The following is a 20,063-nucleotide window of genomic DNA, read 5'->3' as shown; positions in this document are numbered from 1 at the left end:
CTACTTTTTCACTAGAGAGAGCGGGCAATCCTTATCCCGGCTTGGGGTTTCTTCATGCCGTTGCGGGGTTTGCAGCCTTTTCTGCTGCGCCAGATTCAGCGTCAGAAAATCCATCCGATTGGTGCCAATGGCATCACGCACCACCACCGCGACGATCTCAGCGACGGTGACATCACAGCCGGTATCAAGAAAATGTTTGTAATAGGTCAGGGTAATTTTTGCCCAGGCTTCGGGGCGAAACTGCAGGATAAAGTTGTTACGAAAATACTTCTGCGCATCTGTAAAACACTCTTCCACCAGCGGCGATGCATCCCCCAGCTCCGGGGCCATCAGCTGCAGACAAAAACAGGTTTGCTGCTTCAGTTGATCCAGTTCTGCCATCCAACCACCTCCTGCGGTGTTTAACCTTCAGTCATCTTAGACGAAAGTCACACCTCCACCCAAAAAGCGTAGATGGTTTTGCGGCTACTGTCTCCCCAGTTTCAGATCTGTTTACGCCCGGTTGAAATCAAAAGAAAGTACCTCTGGCAGGGTTTCTGCACCCAGCGCCAGTAACACCAGACGGTCAACCCCCAGTGCAACACCGGAACAATCCGGCAAACCGTTCTCTAGCGCGTCTACAACACGCATATCCAGCGGCCTTTGCGGTAACCCATGCACCGCACGATAGGCCTGATCGGCCTCAAAACGGAGGGCCTGTTCCTCTGCATCCGTCAGCTCATGGTAGCCATTGGCCAGCTCCATCCCCCGGACAAAAAGCTCAAACCGTGCCGCCACTGTCTGGCCATGTTTCCCTGCTTTCAGCCGCGCCAATGCCGCCTGTGCCGCGGGATAATCTGTTACAAACACTGCATCCCGGGTTTTAAGCTGCGGTTCGATCACATGGCTGAACAGCAGGTCCAGCCAGGTCACCGGATCAGGATCATCCAGATCTATATCAATATATTCTGCTGCCAGCTTTTTCAGAGCATCAGCCGACATTACCGTGGGGTCTACGTTCAGATACTGCTGAAAAATCTCAACGTAGGATTGGCGTTCAATACGCTCGATGCCCAGTATTGGAACCACCAGGGCTTCAACCTCATCCATCAGTTCTGTATCAGTGAAACCAACCCGATACCACTCCAGCATGGTGAATTCAGGATTGTGCCGACGTCCACACTCCCCGTTGCGAAACGCTTTGCCCATCTGATAGATAGAACCACTGCCCGCGGCCAGCAAACGTTTCATCGCATACTCTGGGGATGTTTGCAGATACAACGTCTGCGCACTGTCCCCTGCGACCTGATAGTTCACGGAGATACTGTCGATATGAGGGTCACTGACCGCGCAGTGCGACATAACGGGTGTCTCAACTTCAAGCACCTGCCGCTGCGCGAAAAAAGCCCTGATCCGGGCCAGTATCGCGGCACGTTGCTGCAACATTTCAACTGAGGCACTGGGTTGCCACGAACTCATTGGTTATCTCCAAAAACAAAAAACGGCAGCCGAAGCTGCCGTCAGATCTTGATACGCAAAATCAGGCGCGGGAAACGTACTCGCCGGTGCGGGTATCAATTTTCAGCACATCGCCTTCATTGATAAACAGCGGTACGCGCACAACGGCACCTGTGGCCAGGGTAGCAGGTTTGGAACCGCCCTGAGCAGTATCACCTTTGACACCCGGATCCGTTTCTACCACTGTCAGCTCTACAAAGTTAGCAGGCGTCACCGAGATCGGATTGCCGTTAAACAGAGTGATCGTGACACGGTCCTGCTCTTTCAGCCACTGTTTAGAGTCACCTACAGCGCTGGCATCAGCACCGACCTGTTCAAAGGTGTTAGGGTCCATGAAGTACCACAGCTCACCGTCATAGTAGGAGTATTCCATATCGGTATCCATCACGTCGGCGGTATCAACACTGTCGCCAGACTTGAAGGTACGTTCCCAAATCCGGCCGCTAAGCAGGTTACGCAATTTAACGCGGGTGAATGCCTGACCTTTACCCGGCTTTACAAACTCAACGTCGACCATAGAACAGGGGTCGCCATCGATCATGACTTTCATGCCATTTTTGAACTGGTTGGTAGAAACGCTTGCCATAATATTCTCGGTACTTTGAGTAGATAAGATGAGGCCGATAAAAGCCACCACCGGAAAATTGACAGACATTCTACTTAAAAGCAGAATGCGAGCAACTTTTAGCCACCCTTTCGCAAAGATTCATGCAGATGCCAATCTCACTCGTTGCCACTGAGAGCCTCCCCTCCTGGCAGGACATTCTCAGTCAATGCGTTGAAGATCCGGCTGAACTGCTGCATCAGCTGCAACTGTCGCCGGATCTGCTGCCAGCGGCGGTTGAGGCCTGCAAACTGTTTCCCCTGCGGGTGCCGCAGCCATTTCTGTCACGTATTGAACCCGGCAATCTGCAGGATCCACTGTTGCAGCAGATACTGCCACTGGGCGCGGAACTGGAAACAGTCTCGGGCTTCAGTCAGGACCCATTGGGTGAAAAGGCGGCCAATCCGGTTCCCGGACTGATTCATAAATACAAAGGCCGTGTTCTGCTGGTACTCACCGGTGCCTGCGCCATTAACTGTCGATATTGTTTCCGGCGCCACTTCCCCTATCAGGATAACCGCCTTGGACCCGAGCAGTGGCAACAGATTCTGGAATATATCCGCGCCGACAACACCATCCACGAGGTGATTTTCTCCGGTGGCGATCCGCTGGCAACACCGGACAGCCGGTTTTTCCGACTGCTGGATGATCTTGAGAAGATCCCACACCTGAAACGCTTACGTATCCATAGCCGACTGCCGATTATGATTCCGCAGCGAATCACCGATACGTTTTGTCGCCGTCTCAGAGACAGCCGTCTAAACACCGTGATGGTGATTCACGCTAACCATGCCAACGAGCTTGATACCGAGGTCGCTGCTGCGCTGCAATTATTGAGAGATCAGCAGATTACCCTGCTTAACCAGGCAGTCTTACTCAAAGGGGTAAATGATTCGTTAGAGGCACTGGTTAAACTGTGCGAACGGGTTTTTGAACTTGGTGTGCTGCCCTATTACCTGTTTACACTGGATCGGGTCGCCGGTGCAGCCCACTTTGAAGTGGCTGAACACGAAGCACAGCAACTACTAGGTCAGTTACAAGCCACGCTGCCCGGTTATCTGGTGCCACGGCTGGCTAAAGAGATTGCGGGTGAACCCTCAAAGACGCTCATACTTTCAACAACGTAATAGACCGTTACCTTTCAGTGTATAGACGCATTCAAATCGTGACTACCTGAGAGTATTAGTCGAGTCAGATGCAGATTTTCCTCAAGGCAACGCTCTGTCATTACGCTGTCGAAACTTTGTTCGAGTTTCGTGTCGGGAACCAAAATCTCTGCCGTAACAAACTGAAAAGGTGACTTTTTAAGATACACCTGATGCTTACCTGTCATGCGAATAAAACGCGTTCCTTTACGCTCATAGGCAACATACTGAGCCGTGTAATTTCCTTCCAGTTCGCGGCCGCCGACACGCTCAATTGTTACCTGCCCCTTGGAACAACCACTCGACGTCTGGCCTGCGCCTGTTGCAGGTAATACCTCACTCGGATCAGCGCCTGAATCAAGCGCTTTTTCAACCGCATCAATTGCGGTCTCAGCACTCATATCATTGGTTAACCGGGCCGTAACCTCTTTGACATCTTCGGTCGTCCTGTCCAAAACCAGTAATGCTGCCAAAAAACATACACAAAAAAAGGTCAAATATTTCATGCTGATTATCCGGGTTTTATTGTTATCGACTAAGAGAGATGCCGTGCTTTCAGGCATGCGGTAGTTTGAACTGAATCAACGCATACTGTGCTCAAGGGCCTCAGAGTGACTCAGCTGTAATTCGGAAAGATAGACATCTTCCAAAACGCAACTGGCGAGCTCTAGGCGCTGAAAAGTGGCTTTAAGGTCTTCATCCGGGACCACCACCGTAGCGGATGAAACCTCATAGGGTGCCTGACTCAGGTAAATCAGGTGCACACCTTCGACCTGCAGGAAACGCTGATCGTTTTGATGAAAGGCCAGATAAGAGGCTGTGTAGTGGGGCTGATCTGCAACCGGAGTGATCCGCTCAATAGTGATTAACCCCTTTGCGCAGGTGGTTGTGGCATGCAAGACGGGCGGGTAGACCAGTGTAAATGACTCATTCTGCTGAGCCCTTACGCTAGGCTCAGTCATACCCTGAAATAAAAACACCAGCAGTGTCAGGGGAACTAAGAGAACTGTAAGCTTCATAGCAAAGATTTCTGATCGGTTGTTGGACACTTTTTTGTTTCTGAACAAACACATCGTCTGTCATAACAACCAGCGCCGTTGCCGGATCTGCACCATATAAACAGATCAAAAACGATAAATAAATATATTTATTAAAATTTTATCTATATCGCGAGCAATACCTGTCCTATTGAGAAACTTTATTGCCTTACAGATTTCAGTATATTTTTTGAACTACAGTTTCCAGTCATAAAGCCGACACATCATGTCTACACCCAGCCGGTAAACAGGCATGAAAATCGCGCAGTCTCAGATCCAGCTCTCCGCAAATACCTCACAATCTGTGCGCGTCCGCACGGAAGAAACCCTGCAAATCACCAGATCTGGAGCTGAAAGAACCACTCAAGTCAGTCAAACCGAAAACACCGAATCAGTTAGCCTTCTAAGACAGCAGGCACTCTCGCTGGAGCTATATACCGGTAGACAACAGGCTGCTAATACCACACGCCCCCCTGCTGCAGCCAGTCACCTGGCGGTAGAAAACACGCAGGCAGCGTCCGATAGCGTAGAGTTAAGCGCCGAAGAAAAACTCAAAATCGAGCTGATTCAACGGATCTACCACCGCCTGACAGGTAAGGAGATGTCGTTTTCCCTGACGGCCTATCATCCAGGACAAAACGAGCATCCAACATCACCTAATACACCCTCTGCCAGCACCGGACTGTTCTACAGCTATAGAAAGACCCGGGAGCAAACCGACCAACTCAACTTTAATGCCACCGCTCAGGTGATCACGTCGGATGGCAGAACACTTAACCTCGATCTGCAACTCAACATGGAAAGACACTTTGCTGAAACTGTTCAGTTTGAGCTTCGTGCCGGAGCCGCGCTGAAAGATCCGCTGATCATAAACCTTCATGTGCCCTCCGCTGAACTTACGACGGATACCCTCTCATTTGATCTAGACAGTGATGGTCAGCAAGAAACGATACATCGTCTTGCTGAAGGCAGTGGTTATCTGGTGCTGGACCGAAATAACAATGGCAGAGTAGACAACGGCAGTGAGTTGTTTGGTGTAGAAAGCGGCAACGGCTTTGCCGACCTGGCCGTTTACGATCAGGATAATAATGGCTTTATCGATGAGGCTGACGCAATCTGGCAAAAACTGCGCATCTGGATTCAACCGGATCAAACCACTGGCCAGCTTGGCACGCTTGCTGAAAACGGGGTTGGCGCTTTGTATCTGGGATACTCAGCCACACCGTGGGACCTGGGTGGTGGAGAGCAAACAGCAACGCTGGCAGGGCGCATCGCGTCAACAGGCATCTATCTGACTGAAAATGGACAGCTGGGCACCCTGCAACAGGTTGATCTGGTAGTTTAATCTTTACGTTTAGGCGGCATCATGGGAAACGCACTGATACTGCCTTTGGCCTCACTGATTTTGGCAATACCCTCTTTTTCTACCTGATCAATGCGAATCACTGCATGGGCGGGAATGTAGGAGCGTTTCACACCGGCAAACTGATTTTTGAGTTTCTCTTCACCCGGATCGACCAGCAGATCAGACCGACTGCCAAAGACAAACTCTTCCACTTCCAGAAACCCCCACAGGTCGCTCTGATAGACGTGTTTTGCGTAGAGTTCATAGACCTGATCCTGATTCACAAACAGGATGCGATAGAGTCGATTCTCCTTAGCCATAACTGCAGAAAAACTCCTGAAACTGAAATAGATAATCGAGCCATGAATATGGCGCCACTGAGACGAATTTCAAGCCGGACTGCAGGCATAAATCCGCTGAAAACGGGCTTCAAACCGGCGCCGATTGCGCTGTTCATTAACTGGCCGCTTAAGTATAATTTGCGGTTCGTTTTTCCCTGTGGACAACCGCAGGGCTATGATTGACCCAAGACCCACAGGATTACAATGGCCAAGAAGCTGTTCATCAAAACCCACGGCTGTCAGATGAATGAGTATGATTCCGCCCGCATGGCAGATCTGCTCGGAGAAAGTCATCAGCTGGAACTGACTGACAACGCTAATGAGGCGGATGTTCTGCTGCTTAACACCTGTTCTATCCGTGAAAAAGCGCAGGAGAAGGTATTCCACCAGCTGGGTCGCTGGCGCAAGCTGAAAGAATCCAGACCTGATCTGAAAATCGGTGTCGGCGGCTGTGTAGCCAGTCAGGAAGGGGCCAACATTCTGGAACGGGCGCCCTACGTAGACATGATTTTCGGTCCGCAGACCCTGCACCGCCTGCCAGAGATGATCAATGAAAGCAGCTCCGGCGGCGTCGGCATTGTCGATGTTTCCTTCCCTGAAATCGAAAAGTTTGACCACCTGCCCGCGCCGCGTGTTGAAGGTGCCGAGGCCTTTGTATCGGTGATGGAAGGCTGTTCCAAATACTGCACTTTCTGCGTTGTCCCCTACACCCGGGGTGAGGAAGTCAGTCGCCCAATCGATGACGTGATCACCGAATGTGTCGAACTGGCAGAACAGGGCGTACGCGAAATCCATCTGCTGGGCCAGAACGTGAACGCTTATTGCGGTGCCACCCATGATGGCGATACGGCTGATCTAGCCGAACTGATCCGCGCTGTGGCTGCCATTGAAGGGATTGACCGGATTCGTTTCACCACCAGCCACCCGGTCGAGTTCAGCGACAGTCTGATTGAAGCCTATGCCGAGGTTCCGGAATTGGTAAATTTCCTGCACCTGCCGGTGCAGAGCGGTTCTGACCGTATCCTGATGGCGATGAAACGCGGCCATACCGCGCTGGAATACAAATCACGTATTCGCAAACTGCGCCAGGTACGCCCGGACATCTGCATCTCTTCTGATTTTATTGTCGGTTTCCCGAATGAGAGCGATGCCGATTTTGAAGCGACCATGAACCTGATCCAGGAGATCGGTTTCGATAACAGTTACAGCTTCATCTATAGCCGTCGTCCCGGCACACCGGCCGCAGACCTGCCAGACAACATCGATGAAGAAACCAAAAAACAGCGCCTGCAGGTCCTGCAGACCCGCATTATTCAGCAGGCGGCGCAGATCAGCCGTCGCATGGTAGGCAGCACCCAGCGGATTCTGGTAAATGGTTACTCGAAAAAGGATCCGGGCCAGTTGTCCGGCCGGACCGAAAATAATCGTGTTGTAAACTTCCGCTGCGATAATGCAGAACTGATTGGTCACTTTGCCGATGTCAAAATCGTTGAAGCCTACGCTAACTCGCTGCTGGGCGAACTGATCAGTTCAGAACTGGACAGCCACTTTGAACGTAAGGCCGGATAATACTTGAGCCATCTTCACTCTATCCAACTGACCCTGACACCGGACGACAGCCGGTGTCTCGCCCTGCTGTGCGGGCCCTTTAACGAATATCTCAAACTGATCGAACAACGCCTGGGCATCGAAATCCGTAACCATGGCCATGATTTTCAGTTACTCGGTGAACAGTCCCGCATCAATGCGGGCAAATCACTGCTGGACAAGCTCTATCAGCAGATCCTTGAAGGCAGCAACATAAGCCCGCAACAGATCCACTTGCTGTTGCAGCAAAGCGGTATCGAGGCACCTCCTACTGACAAAACCGGCTCGGATGATGTCACCATTCGCACGAAAAAGTCCCTGATTCGTCCGCGTGGTGATAACCAGATCGGTTATGTACGCTCCATTCGCCAGCACGACATCAATTTTGGCATCGGTCCCGCCGGTACCGGCAAAACCTATCTGGCGGTGGCCTGTGCGGTGGATGCACTGGAGCAGGAAGAGATTGCACGCATTCTGCTGGTACGTCCGGCCGTTGAAGCCGGTGAAAAACTCGGCTTTCTTCCAGGCGATCTGAGCCAGAAAGTTGACCCTTACCTGCGCCCGCTCTATGACGCGCTGTATGAAATGCTCGGTTTTGAGCGCGTAGGCAAACTGATAGAACGCAATATCATTGAGGTTGCGCCACTGGCCTATATGCGCGGCCGCACCCTGAACAACGCGTTTGTGATTCTGGATGAAAGTCAGAACACCACCCGTGAACAGATGAAAATGTTCCTGACCCGTATCGGCTTTGGCTCAACCGCCGTGATTACCGGAGATGTAACGCAGATCGACCTGCCCAAAGGCACCCGCTCTGGTCTGGTGCATGCCACCGAAGTCTTGCGGGATGTCGAAGGCATCGGTTTTACCCATTTCACCGCCAAAGACGTGGTGCGCCATCCCTTGGTTCAGCACATTGTTCGCGCCTATGACCGGTATGAAAAGCAGGAGCAAAACCCCTCATGAGCGCCAATATTGAGGTGCAATACCAAGTTGAAGCAACCGGTCTGCCCACGCCCGAAGCGTTTGAAGGCTGGGTCAGTGCTGCGCTGAAAGGACGTCATGAACAGGGCGAAGTCTGCATCCGCGTGGTGGATAAAGCAGAAAGCCAGATGCTGAACAGCACCTACCGGCAGAAAGATAAACCCACCAATGTCCTGTCTTTCCCTTTTGAAGTGCCTGAAGGTGTACCACTGGATATTCTGGGTGATCTGGTGATCTGCGCTGATGTCGTGGCTGAAGAAGCCGCCGAACAGGGCAAACAGGCTCAGGATCACTGGGCTCACATGGTCATCCACGGATGCTTGCATCTGCTCGGTTTCGACCATATAAATGATAACGAAGCTGAAGAGATGGAAGCGCTGGAGCGCCAGATTCTCGCCGGCTTGAATATCGCTGACCCTTACAGCGAATGATGCAGTAACAGAGAGGACACAAAAACCCGCATGAGCGACGACCGATCGGGACAAACCCGCAGCTGGCTGAGCCGACTGACACAAGCGTTTTCCGATGAACCCCGAAGCCGAGAAGACCTGCTGACTGACCTGCGTCAGGCCAGTGACGACAACCTTCTTGATACCGAAGCCCTCACCATCATCGAGGGCGCCATGCAGGTTTCCGACATGCAGGTGCGGGACGTGATGATTCCGCGCTCTCAGATGGTGGTGGTGGATGCCCGCCAGACCCCCCGCGAATTTTTGCCGGTCATTATCTCCAGTGCACACTCACGTTTTCCGGTGATCGGCGAGAATCCAGATGAAGTCATGGGTATTTTGCTGGCAAAAGACCTGTTGCCGATGATTCTTGAAGGTGACCCGGAGCAGTTTGACCTGCAAAGCAAACTGCGCCCTGCCACTTTTATCCCTGAATCCAAACGTCTCAACGTGCTGCTGAAAGAGTTTCGCGTAACCCGCAACCATATGGCCGTGGTGATGGATGAATATGGCTGTATCTCCGGCCTGATCACCATCGAAGACGTGCTGGAGCAGATTGTCGGCGAGATCGAAGATGAACACGATGACGACGATGATGACGGTCAGATCAAGCCGTTCCAGGAAAACGCCTATATCGTTAAAGCCCTGACACCCATCGAGGATTTTAACGATTACTTTGATACCAGCCTGCCCGATGACCAGTTCGACACGATTGGCGGTCTGGTGACTCAACAGTTTGGCCGTTTACCCAAAAAAGACGAGAGCGTCGAAATAGAAGGCTTTGTAATTAAAGTCCTCTCTGCCGACAACCGTCGTATCCGCCTGTTACAGGTCAGCCGTAGTAACTGATGATGCCATGCCGCTTCGCCTCTTGTTAAGCCTGCTGGGCGGCACCTTCATCACCCTGGCGCTTGCCCCTTTTAATTGGGTTCCACTGGTATTTCTGGCACCCGCCTGTCTCTATTTTGCCGTGCGCGACTGCTCACCCAGTCGTGCAGCTCTGCTGGGCTGGCTGTTTGGCTGTGCCCTGTTTGGCACAGGCAGCTCCTGGGTGTTTGTCAGCATTCACGAACACAGCGCCACTCCGCTGCCAATAGCACTGCTACTGACCGCCCTGTTTGTCACCGTGCTCGCCCTGCTGTTTGCCCTGCAGGCTTATATCTGGCGTCGCTGGTTTTACGCCGGTTTGCCGATCACCGGCTTTATGGGCTGCTGGCTACTGTTTGAATGGGCCAGAAGCTGGCTGTTTACCGGCTTTCCCTGGCTCTATCTGGGTTATGCAACCCTCGACACGCCGCTGGCAAACTGGCTACCCATCGGGGGGATCTGGCTGGGTAGTTTCGCAGTTCTGCTGATCAGCGCAGGACTTATCCAGACGCTACAACAACGCCAGCCACTCTGGTTGTTACTGGCTGCGCTGCCATGGGTGAGTCTATTGCTTCCTACTCAGTGGACTACACAGGCGCCGCGCGAGCTGTCAGTGGCTCTGGTGCAACCCAATATTCCGCAAAACGATAAGTGGGTACCGGAAAACCGCAGCTGGATTCTGCAGCGGTATATGAACCTGACCAGACCGCATGCCAGTCAGCAACTGATTGTCTGGCCGGAAACGGCTGTTCCCGCGTTTTTTAATCAAACCGTGGATACGCTGGCACCCCTGCTGGATCAGCTGGACCAACAGGGGACTACGCTGTTAAGTGGCATGCCTACCCTGGCCAGAGATTCTGACAGACCTAAAGGCTACCGGGTGCATAACAGTCTGGTGCTGCTGACCGGCAGCAGCGGGGTCTACCACAAACAACGTCTGGTACCCTTTGGCGAATATCTGCCGCTGGAGGACTGGCTGCGTGGACTGGTCGCCTTTTTTAACCTGCCCATGTCGAGTTTCTCACTGCCCAAAGCGCCTCAGTCTTTGCTCAAGGCACATGGCTTCTCCCTGAGCGCAGCCATCTGTTACGAAATTGCTTACCCCGGATTAGTCAGAGAGATGAGTCGTAATGCCGATATCATGCTGACCGTATCCAACGACACCTGGTTTGGCGATTCGATTGCACCGGCTCAGCATCTGCAGATCGCGCGGGCCAGAGCACTGGAAAATGGCCGCTGGCTGATACGCGGCACCAATAATGGCATCACCGCACTGATCAACCCGCAGGGGAAGGTCACTGCTCGGTTACCCCAGTTTGAGACTGGCGTGCTGTCAGGTCGGGTTACCGCCACCACAGGCCTGACGCCCTACCAACGATTAGGTGACTGGCTTGTGTTGAGCCTTATGATATTGCTGCTGCTGGGCTCAACAGGACGCCTTAATCGCCTGCGGCGTCGTCAGACACCCGGCTAAAAAACCGGCAGCCACACTCAGCACAAGGCTCCAGCTTAGCGGTTTTAGTCAGCGTGACAGTCGCACCACACTCCATGCAGGCCAGTGTGCCCGCAGTGGCCAGCTCGCCTGCCATATATTGCTCATCAGCATGACCAATCCGCTCACGCAGTTCCTCATACGCCACCCGGGTCTGATCCGCCACTTTAACCAGCACCCCGGCCAGCGTGTCCTCAAGCGCATCCAGATCAAATTTAAGCCAGGCCGCCACACCGCGACCGGTTTCATGGGCAAAGAAGCCCAAAGCCTTTAGGTCACGCTGCAGATAGACTGAGAGCAGAGAAAGCTCATCTTTGGTCATCTCCTCCGCAGCCAGCTCCAGCTCTGCGGCTTCTTTGATCTGTTGCTGCAGCCGGTCCCAGGAGTTCACCTCGGCCTGCTCCAGTCGCTGACTCAGACGTTTCAGGACACGGTCATAGTCTTTAGCTGACAGTGGGCTTTTTTTGCTTGTTTTATCGTCCATAATCGCCTCCGCGTGGGGATCGGCTCTGTTGGCTGTGATGTATATATTGTATCCTATGCCAAATTTTCCATTTCAACATATGACCGGCATCAGTGATGTGATTCGCAAACAACGCTTGATCCTTGCCGCGGGATGTCCTCCCGTGATGGCAGGTGAGCAGCCAGCGAGTCCCCGGGATGCCGGTTTTTAGTCATAGGCCTGACGACAGAGCGCAATGAACGAACAATATACGCCCTCAGAAATTGAAGCCCGGATTCAGAACTACTGGGTCGAACAAGACAGCTTCCATTGTGATGAAGACCCGCAGAAAGAGAAATTCTACTGCCTGTCCATGTTCCCCTACCCTAGCGGCCGGCTGCATATGGGGCACGTGCGCAACTACACCATCGGCGATGTAATCTCCCGCTACCAGCGCATGCAGGGTAAAAACGTACTGCAGCCCATGGGCTGGGATGCATTTGGTCTGCCGGCTGAAAACGCGGCGATGAAAAACAAGGTCGCGCCCGCCAAATGGACCTATGAAAACATCAGCTACATGCGTAACCAGCTGCAACAGATGGGCTTTGGTTATGACTGGAACCGTGAACTGGCAACCTGCCATCCGGAATACTATCGCTGGGAGCAGTGGTTTTTCACCCAGTTGATGAAAAGCGGCCTGGTTTACAAAAAAGAAGCGGAAGTAAACTGGGACCCCGTGGACCAGACAGTACTGGCCAACGAACAGGTAATTGATGGCCGCGGCTGGCGCTCCGGTGCGATTGTTGAGCGCAAAAAAATCCCGCAGTGGTTCCTTAAAATCACCGATTACGCCGATCAGTTGCTGGCGGATCTGGATCAGCTGGATGAGTGGCCTGAACAGGTCCGCACCATGCAGAAAAACTGGATCGGCCGTTCAGAAGGTGTTGAACTGACCTTCCATGTGGATGGCTTTGGTGATCTGGAAGTGTTCACCACCCGTCCGGACACTCTGATGGGCGTGACCTATGTTGCCGTGGCCAGCCAGCATCCGCTGGCACTGAAAGCAGCCGAGCAGAATGCCGAACTGGCAGCTTTCATTGAAGAATGCCGTCACACCAAGGTGGCTGAGGCCGATCTGGCCACCATGGAGAAAAAAGGGATGCCGCTTGGCATCAGTGCCAAACACCCGCTGACCGGCGAAGAAGTACCGGTCTGGACCGCGAACTTCGTGTTGATGGATTACGGTTCAGGGGCAGTCATGTCCGTACCGGCCCATGACCAGCGTGACTGGGAGTTTGCCCACAAATACGGCCTGCCAATCAAACAGGTTATTCGTCCGGCTGATGACCGCGTCATCAATCTGGAGCAGGAAGCCTTCACCGATAAAGGCGTGCTGGTCAATTCCGGCGACTATGACGATCTGGAATTTGATGTTGCCTTCAAAGCCATCGCTACCGATCTGGAAGCCAAACGCAAAGGCCGCGTAACCGTTAACTTCCGTCTGCGCGACTGGGGCGTCTCACGTCAGCGTTACTGGGGTACACCGATCCCGGTGATCAACTGCGATGCCTGCGGTGCCGTTCCCGTGCCTGAAGCACAGCTCCCGGTGATACTGCCCGAAGAAGTTGAATTTGACGGTTCCGGCTCACCGATCAAGAAGATGGCATCCTTTATCGATACCACCTGTCCAGAATGTGGTGGCCCGGCAGAACGCGAAACCGATACCTTCGATACCTTTATGGAGTCGTCCTGGTATTACGCCCGGTATGCCTGCCGCAGCACCGCCGATGCGATGCTGGATCCAGCCAAAGCCAACTACTGGCTGCCGGTGGATCAGTACATTGGCGGTATTGAACACGCCATCCTGCACCTGCTGTATTCGCGCTTCTTCCACAAACTGATGCGCGATCAGGGCCTGGTCAGCAGTGATGAGCCGTTCAAGCGCCTGCTCTGTCAGGGTATGGTGCTGGCTGAAACCTTCTACCGTGAAAATGCACAGGGCGGTCAGGACTGGATCTCCCCAACTGATGTGATTGTTGAGACCGACGACAAGGGCCGTCTGGTCAGCGCTCGCCATAAAGATGATGGTGAACCGGTGATCTCATCCGGCATGTCCAAGATGTCCAAATCAAAGAACAACGGTATTGATCCACAGGTGATGATCGACCGTTACGGCGCCGATACCGTGCGTCTGTTCATGATGTTTGCTGCACCACCGGAACAGTCGCTGGAGTGGTCCGACAGTGGTGTTGAAGGTGCCCACCGCTTCCTGCGCCGTCTCTGGAAACAGGTATTTGATCACCTTTCAGTCGGTGCCCCGGTTGCGCCTCTGGTTACCCCGGCAGAACTGACTGAAGAACAACAGGATCTGCGCCGCAAGGTGCATGAAACCATCCAGAAAGTATCGGATGACATTGAGCGTCGCCAGACCTTCAACACCGCCATCGCCGCCGTAATGGAACTGTCCAACAGCATTGGCAAGTTTGTTGATGTCAGCGAACAGGGTCGCAAAGTAACTCAGGAAGCGCTGGAAGCGGCTATCAAACTGCTGTCTCCAATCGTACCCCACGTTACTCAGCAACTGTGGCAGGAGCTGGGCCATAATTCCGATCTGCTGCAGACCGCTTGGCCTGAAGTCGACGAAAGCGCTCTGGTACGCGCAACACTGGAGATGGTGGTTCAGGTAAACGGCAAAGTCCGCAGTAAAATTACCGTTGCCGCCGATGCTGATCAGGATGTTATCCTGCATACAGCACTGGCCGATGCCAATGTGCAGAAGCACATGGGTGACATGGCCATTCGCAAGAAGATCGTTGTACCGGGTCGTCTGGTTAATATTGTTGTCGGTTAAGGAGCACCGCATGCGCTGTCGCACGTTTACCCGCCCACTGAGCCTGCTTGTGCTGGCCAGTCTGTTCAGTCTGCTAACTGCCTGTGGCTTCCACCTGCGTGGTGCTGCCGACGTGCCGGCCGAAAAACAAAACGTGACCTTGCAAACCGGCAGCGCCTCTTCTGAACTAACCGACAGTCTTAAACGCACTCTGCGTTACAACGGCATCACTCAGACCAGCAATGCGTCACAACAGATTGTTATCGTCTCCAGCCGCTACAAACGCCGGGCGGCTACACTGTCCAGTCGTTCTGAAGTGGATGAGTATGAACTTTCGCTGGAGGTCAGCTTCCATCTGGCCGATCAGGAAGGCAATCCCACCACCAGTGATATCCGCCTCCAGCAGGAGCGGGTTTACACCTATAACCGTAACGCGGCGGCTGCCAGTGCTGAACAGGAAAGGCTGCTTAGGCAGGAACTGCATGATGCCATGGCGCAGAGCATTCTGCGCCGCTATCTGGCCAGCAACCCACGCTGACAGATGAAAATTCGTAGCGAACAGCTCCCCGGCCAGCTCAACAAACAGACTGCGCCGGTGTATCTGTTAAGCGGTGACGAACCCCTGCTCAGGGAGGAAGCTCTGGATCAGCTACGCAAACACCTGCAATCACAGGGATTCAGCGAACGTGAAGTGATGCATGTCGACAGCAGTTTCAACGTCGACAACCTGCTACACAGTGCCAACAACCTTTCGTTGTTTGCTGAACAGAAAATCATTGAACTTCGTTTCGGCGCCCACAAGCCCAACAAGCAGGCCGCTGACGTTCTGTCTCAGTATCTTGCCGACCCACCTCAGGACAATATACTGATCATCAGCGCCAATAAAATTGACGGTGCTGGCAAAAAAAGCGCCTGGTATAAAACCGTTGATCAAAAAGGTGTCATTGTCGAGATCTGGCCTGTAGAACTGGCTCAGCTTCCCGACTGGCTTCGACAGCGCGGCGCTTCACTGGGCCTGCAGCTGAAGCCGGATGCGGTTCAACTACTGTGTGACCGGATTGAAGGCAACCTGCTGGCAGCGGATCAGGAATTGCGCAAACTCAGCCTGCTGTTTGGCGAACAGGCTATTGATGCCGAGATTATTCTCGAGGCTGTATCTGACAGCTCACGTTATGACATCTACGGGTTGACCGACACGGTGTTACGCGGCGACGCCGCGCGTGCGCTTAAGATCCTCAATGTACTGCAGCAGGATGGTACAGAACTGCCGGTGCTACTGTGGGCCATCAGCCGTGAAATTCGCGCTCTGACAGCCGTGAAACTAGCCCAACAGAGTGGACAGAGCTTTGACAGCGTATGCCAGAAAGAGCAGATCTGGGGAGCACGCAAAGGACTGATTCGCGCGGCAGCACCACGCACTTCATATCCGGCACTGGAAGAAACTCTGATCCGGGCCGCTCAGATCGACCGCATCATCAAAGGCCTGCAACGTGGGGATGGCTGGCTGGAGATTCGCCAGATTTGTCTGACACTGGCCGGCTCACCTCTTCCCCTGGCACCCTGTCACTGACCGGCGACAAACAGACTGGTGAGACTTGCTTTGCGGTGATACCATCGCAGAAAAAAAAGTTAAACTAATGTCAAAATTTTATCTTAGTCTATTGTTCTGCCTGGCCTTTTGGATGACGGGCTGCAGCAATGATGACCCCCGCCGCATGACCTCAGGCGAAGACCTGTACAATTATTATTGTCAGAGCTGCCATGAAAAACGCGGCCCCGGCGCGTATTTTGAGCGCCATCACACTCGACCACCGCTTGAAGCGCATCAGGTATTATTGCTGTTCCGCTATGGTTATCGTGCGGATGATCAGGCCCATCAGATGCCTCAGTTCGATATGCTCAGCGAAAAGCAAACCACTGCACTGACCGAACATGTAGTGGCACTTCTTCAGCAAGCCAATCAAAAATAGGACTTACACCACCCGGTGCTCAACCACTGATCTGTCTGTCAGGTTGGCATGCAACGGGCAGCGATGACACACCTTGGTCAGGAACGCTGTTTTTTCCGCTTCAGTCAGGTCCGCATCAATCTTTGCGCTGATCGTAATTGAGGTAAAACCGATCGGTGCATCCGGTGAACGCCCCATCAGGCCATCCGCATCCATCTCGCCTGACACATCAACCTCCATACCACGCAGGGTAATCTTTTCCTGATGCGCGACTATCCGGCCAATCGTGCCAATACACCCCGCCATGGCAAACAAAAAATATTCCAGGGGCGTAGGCCCCAGATCGGTGCCTCCGCCATACTTCGGCTGATCAATTACCACATGATGATCACGAATATTGCTCTCGATCTTCCAGCCCTGCTGCATATTGGCAGAGATTTGAACCGTTTTAAGCGCTGACATAAATCGATGTGCTCTTTTAAATTAGAATAATCTAATATTAATAACTATAAAGGCAAGTCACAAGAGTGGAAGTCATTCAGCTTCCCTCAGCAATACTAAGCAGCTGCTCTTTATCCACCGGGGTAATCTGATGTGGCTGCATAAAGCCTTCAGCATATTTCTGATAGACCTCTTGAGTAACAAACAACCGGAACAACTCGGCATCAATATGCTTATCACGCGCCATAAAGGCCATGATTTTGAGTGATTCCGCCAGCGTTTTGCTTTCTTTGTAGGGGCGGTCTGCGGCCGTCAGTGCTTCGAAAATATCAGCAACGGCCATGATCCGTTCCGGCAAGCTGAGACTAGCCGCCTCCAGTCGCCTTGGATACCCGGTACCATCCATTTTTTCATGGTGATTACCCGCTATATCTGGCACCTTTTTCAGATATGACGGCAACGGCAATGAGGACAACATACAGATAGTCTGCACAATGTGGTCATTAATTTTAAAGCGCTCTTCTGCGGTCAATGTCCCTCGTTGAATACTCAGGTTATGCAGCTCGCCCAGGTTAAACGCATGCTCCGGCAAAACCATATCAAATCCCCAGATATTATCCGGATTATCACGTTCAACCGGCGGCCGTTTGCCGCTCCAAGGCACAAGATGTTCCGGCCTATCAGCTAGCAGACGCTCTTCAACAGGCATGGCCGGTGCCTCGCACGGTACCAGGCGACTGCTCTCATCCCGCGAAAGCCCCAGGCGATTATCAAAATACCGCAACCAGGTGCGCTGACCGATCTGCTGCAGACGCTCAATATCTTCGGGCTTCATAAACTCACCACCCAGATTGGCTTCTGCGACAAAAGCAAACTCCTGCTGCAACTGCTGCTGCAGCTTATCCCGTTCCGCTGCCAGCTTATCCGCTTCGCCACCTTGCTGCAGGTGTTTGAGATAGGCTATTTCAGCATCCCGCCACAAGACTTCGAAGCGGGTGCGAATTTCATGAATCCGGTTGTAAATCGTTTCCAGTTTGGTGGCTTTATCGACCACATATTCCGGGCTGATAATTTTGCCGCAGTCATGCAGCCAGGCAGCAATCTGAAACTCATAACGGGCGGTCTCATCCATGCTAAATTCGGCAAAGGGTCCTTCCTGAGAGGCCTCCGCAGCATCCAGTAGCAAACCGGCCAGCTCGGGTACCCGTTCACAATGACCACCGGTATAGGGTGATTTGGCATCAATTGCATCGGCCAACAACTGAATAATGGCATCGATCAGGTTGCGCTGAACCTCTACCTGACGTCGGGTTTCTATGGCGGTAGCCGCCGAACCAGACATCTCGGTAATAAAACGACGATGTGAACGTTCATAGCCCGCCGCCAGATCAGGCATTTTCAGCCCCAGCACACCCACCGGCTGCCCCTGTCGATCCAGTAAAGCGGTTGTCAATACGTTATTTTTATCCGCACCAAACATATCGCGAACACATGAGCGTAGCCCCTCTGTACTACAGTCATCACAGCTAAGCTGAACTTCAGCATCAGCCAGATCAGACTGGCTGGCCAACGACAGTTTCTGACTGTCTTCATCATATAGATAGATCACCCCACCCAGTGCCGCTGTGCTCTCCTTTAGGTGATAGGTCACTTCCTCCAGCATCCGGTCCAGGTCCTTTTCCCGGGCCAAAGTTCGGCTGATTTTCTGGAAGTGCACGATAGTGCCTGACATATGAGAAAGTACTCGACTTAGCTCGTTTACCTCAGCAATCCGTGAGTTGGCATGCACCGGCTGACTGAAGTCAAAGGCAGCAAAATTCTCGATCTCATGTGATAAGCGGCCAAACGGCCGAAAAATTCGTCGTCCCAGCAGCAGAGCCAGCAACAGCAATAGCAGAATAATGACTCCGGTCCAAAGTAACTGCAGCCAGGCTCCTGATTTGGCATCGGCCAGCAGCTCATCGGCGGGCAAGGCTATCATCAGCTTTAACTCTGAGCCCGCCAGGGTTGCCAACGGCACCCACAAGCCGTACCACTCTTGCCCATCCAGCTTTATATGCCTGACTTCTTCAGGCTGTAGCTCAGATAAAGATAACGCATGTAAAACAGGCACGGTCAGGTCGCCAGTATGTGCCAGCCGTAATGCACCTTCCATGCTGGAATGCACCAGTTGAGCCAGATCAGGATAAGCAATTATCCGTCCCTGGGAATTGATCACGGCCAGTTCCGTTCCCTCCGTCAACCGCAGGCGACGTAGGAAAACCGACAGATCCTGAACAGATGCATCCAGACCGATAACCGTGCCAGATGCCGCATCTTTACGGGCCAAGGTAATACCGATCTCGCCGGAGGTAAAAAACACATAGGGCTGGGTCAGAATAGTCTGTGCTGTTTCGTCCTGAGCTGCCTCTTTGAACCAGGGACGGCTACGAGGATCAAACTGGTAATCCGGTTGGGGGACTGACTTTATCAGCTGCAGCTGCTGATCATAGAAGCGCCATTCGCCATGTACCCTAGCGCCCTGACTTCGCTCAACACTTTGCACCATATAAGCAGCACGATCCGGCGCAGCCAAACTCTCGGCAATCTGTGCACTTTTCAGTGCCCGAACTAAGAAAAAGCTGCCGTCCGGGTAACCAGCATAAACGGAGCTTACGATAGGGTTGGCCTTGAGTGCTTCCGCCAGCATGGGCAGACTGTGACCGCGCTGTAGCAGCGTATCAGCGACCACAAGCGGATCATGTGTCAGCAATCTCAGGGTCGAATCAAGGGGACTGATAAGGCGTAGCATCTGGGTATCAATATTTTCCCCCAGATGCTGCGCAGATACCGACGAGGCCTCAATCAGCAAGGCACGGCTACTGTAGTATGACTTTCCCACCAGCATCAGACTGACCAGCAGAGTACTGATGACCAGCACCCCACTCAGTACAGTCTGCAGTGACATTTGAAAGGGTTTATCCGTAGTCATTACAGGCAGCCTCCTTGCCAGATAAACCCTTGCGCCCGTTAAACCGGAGGGTAGGTTACTTCATACCACGTACCGGCTCAGT

General features: G+C 52.9%; 20 protein-coding genes. 11 read left to right on the top strand and 9 right to left on the bottom strand.

Annotation, left to right across the window (positions count from 1 at the left end; all coding sequences use genetic code 11):
- The 3 genes from P2G53_RS06735 to efp form a co-directional block, all read right to left on the bottom strand.
- The gene (locus P2G53_RS06735) at positions 1–381 is read right to left on the bottom strand and encodes a hypothetical protein (protein ID WP_275815556.1); all 381 of its coding nucleotides are present in this window, start codon (positions 379–381) and stop codon (positions 1–3) included.
- 111 nt (positions 382–492) lie between these two features.
- Positions 493–1,458 (bottom strand): EF-P lysine aminoacylase EpmA, encoded by a 966-nt coding sequence (gene epmA, locus P2G53_RS06730; protein ID WP_275815554.1) that lies wholly within the window; start codon positions 1,456–1,458, stop codon positions 493–495.
- Positions 1,459–1,519: 61 nt separating this feature from the next.
- Positions 1,520–2,083 carry an elongation factor P gene (gene efp, locus P2G53_RS06725; RefSeq protein ID WP_275815552.1) on the bottom strand — a complete coding sequence of 188 codons (564 nt, stop codon included), beginning with the start codon at positions 2,081–2,083 and terminating at the stop codon, positions 1,520–1,522.
- Between the two features lie 128 nt (positions 2,084–2,211).
- Between efp and epmB the strand changes: the two genes are divergently transcribed.
- Positions 2,212–3,228: an EF-P beta-lysylation protein EpmB gene (epmB, locus tag P2G53_RS06720; RefSeq protein ID WP_275815550.1), complete on the top strand. Its 1,017-nt coding sequence runs from the start codon at positions 2,212–2,214 to the stop codon at positions 3,226–3,228.
- 14 nt (positions 3,229–3,242) lie between these two features.
- Here epmB and P2G53_RS06715 read toward each other — a convergent pair whose 3' ends face one another.
- Entirely contained in the window at positions 3,243–3,752 is a 510-nt protein-coding gene (locus tag P2G53_RS06715; protein WP_275815548.1) for a hypothetical protein, read from the bottom strand.
- A 75-nt stretch (positions 3,753–3,827) separates the two neighbouring features.
- Positions 3,828–4,265 carry a hypothetical protein gene (locus tag P2G53_RS06710; protein WP_275815546.1) on the bottom strand — a complete coding sequence of 146 codons (438 nt, stop codon included), beginning with the start codon at positions 4,263–4,265 and terminating at the stop codon, positions 3,828–3,830.
- Between the two features lie 271 nt (positions 4,266–4,536).
- Between P2G53_RS06710 and P2G53_RS06705 the strand changes: the two genes are divergently transcribed.
- Positions 4,537–5,628 carry a hypothetical protein gene (locus P2G53_RS06705; RefSeq protein ID WP_275815544.1) on the top strand — a complete coding sequence of 364 codons (1,092 nt, stop codon included), beginning with the start codon at positions 4,537–4,539 and terminating at the stop codon, positions 5,626–5,628.
- Here P2G53_RS06705 and P2G53_RS06700 read toward each other — a convergent pair.
- Positions 5,625–5,948 carry a DUF1820 family protein gene (locus P2G53_RS06700; protein ID WP_275815543.1) on the bottom strand — a complete coding sequence of 108 codons (324 nt, stop codon included), beginning with the start codon at positions 5,946–5,948 and terminating at the stop codon, positions 5,625–5,627. The two genes, P2G53_RS06705 and P2G53_RS06700, sit on opposite strands and share 4 nt — an antisense overlap.
- A gap of 225 nt (positions 5,949–6,173) precedes the next feature.
- On the opposite strand from P2G53_RS06700, the gene miaB reads away from it, so the two are divergent.
- The 5 genes from miaB to lnt are packed head-to-tail and all read left to right on the top strand — an operon-like array spanning position 6,174 to position 11,330.
- Positions 6,174–7,538 carry a tRNA (N6-isopentenyl adenosine(37)-C2)-methylthiotransferase MiaB gene (gene miaB / locus P2G53_RS06695; RefSeq protein ID WP_275815541.1) on the top strand — a complete coding sequence of 455 codons (1,365 nt, stop codon included), beginning with the start codon at positions 6,174–6,176 and terminating at the stop codon, positions 7,536–7,538.
- 3 nt (positions 7,539–7,541) lie between these two features.
- Positions 7,542–8,522 carry a PhoH family protein gene (locus tag P2G53_RS06690; RefSeq protein WP_275815539.1) on the top strand — a complete coding sequence of 327 codons (981 nt, stop codon included), beginning with the start codon at positions 7,542–7,544 and terminating at the stop codon, positions 8,520–8,522.
- Positions 8,519–8,971 carry an rRNA maturation RNase YbeY gene (gene ybeY, locus P2G53_RS06685; protein WP_275815537.1) on the top strand — a complete coding sequence of 151 codons (453 nt, stop codon included), beginning with the start codon at positions 8,519–8,521 and terminating at the stop codon, positions 8,969–8,971. The genes P2G53_RS06690 and ybeY overlap by 4 nt, the downstream gene beginning before the upstream one ends.
- Before the next feature lie 30 nt (positions 8,972–9,001).
- Positions 9,002–9,838 (top strand): transporter associated domain-containing protein, encoded by an 837-nt coding sequence (locus P2G53_RS06680; RefSeq protein ID WP_275815535.1) that lies wholly within the window; start codon positions 9,002–9,004, stop codon positions 9,836–9,838.
- 7 nt (positions 9,839–9,845) lie between these two features.
- On the top strand, positions 9,846–11,330 hold the full coding sequence (lnt, locus tag P2G53_RS06675; RefSeq protein WP_275815533.1) for an apolipoprotein N-acyltransferase: 1,485 nt from the start codon (positions 9,846–9,848) through the stop codon (positions 11,328–11,330).
- Here lnt and P2G53_RS06670 read toward each other — a convergent pair.
- On the bottom strand, positions 11,296–11,832 hold the full coding sequence (locus tag P2G53_RS06670) for a metalloendopeptidase (protein ID WP_275815531.1): 537 nt from the start codon (positions 11,830–11,832) through the stop codon (positions 11,296–11,298). The two genes, lnt and P2G53_RS06670, sit on opposite strands and share 35 nt — an antisense overlap.
- Positions 11,833–12,046: 214 nt before the next feature.
- Here P2G53_RS06670 and leuS point away from each other — a divergent pair, with 214 nt between their 5' ends.
- The 4 genes from leuS (at position 12,047) to P2G53_RS06650 (ending at position 16,590) form a co-directional block, all read left to right on the top strand.
- Positions 12,047–14,641 carry a leucine--tRNA ligase gene (gene leuS / locus P2G53_RS06665; protein WP_275815529.1) on the top strand — a complete coding sequence of 865 codons (2,595 nt, stop codon included), beginning with the start codon at positions 12,047–12,049 and terminating at the stop codon, positions 14,639–14,641.
- Positions 14,642–14,651: 10 nt separating this feature from the next.
- Positions 14,652–15,158: an LPS assembly lipoprotein LptE gene (gene lptE, locus P2G53_RS06660; protein WP_275815527.1), complete on the top strand. Its 507-nt coding sequence runs from the start codon at positions 14,652–14,654 to the stop codon at positions 15,156–15,158.
- A 3-nt stretch (positions 15,159–15,161) separates the two neighbouring features.
- A complete protein-coding gene (gene holA / locus P2G53_RS06655) occupies positions 15,162–16,190 on the top strand; it encodes a DNA polymerase III subunit delta (RefSeq protein ID WP_275815525.1) in 1,029 nt (342 codons plus the stop codon).
- Positions 16,191–16,302: 112 nt separating this feature from the next.
- Positions 16,303–16,590: a cytochrome c gene (locus P2G53_RS06650; RefSeq protein WP_275815523.1), complete on the top strand. Its 288-nt coding sequence runs from the start codon at positions 16,303–16,305 to the stop codon at positions 16,588–16,590.
- Between the two features lie 3 nt (positions 16,591–16,593).
- Here the strand turns inward: P2G53_RS06650 and P2G53_RS06645 are convergent, their stop codons facing one another.
- Both P2G53_RS06645 and P2G53_RS06640 read right to left on the bottom strand, forming a co-directional pair.
- The gene (locus tag P2G53_RS06645) at positions 16,594–17,031 is read right to left on the bottom strand and encodes an OsmC family protein (protein ID WP_275815521.1); all 438 of its coding nucleotides are present in this window, start codon (positions 17,029–17,031) and stop codon (positions 16,594–16,596) included.
- 76 nt (positions 17,032–17,107) lie between these two features.
- Positions 17,108–19,981, bottom strand: coding sequence for an HD domain-containing phosphohydrolase (locus P2G53_RS06640; protein WP_275815519.1), 2,874 nt, complete (start codon positions 19,979–19,981; stop codon positions 17,108–17,110).
- Positions 19,982–20,063 lie beyond the last annotated feature (82 nt).

Source organism: Neptuniibacter sp. CAU 1671, assembly GCF_029222905.1.
GTDB lineage: Bacteria > Pseudomonadota > Gammaproteobacteria > Pseudomonadales > Balneatricaceae > Neptuniibacter.
The sequence above is the reverse complement of the archived record's forward strand: the minus strand, read 5'-3'. Positions and strand labels throughout refer to the sequence as shown.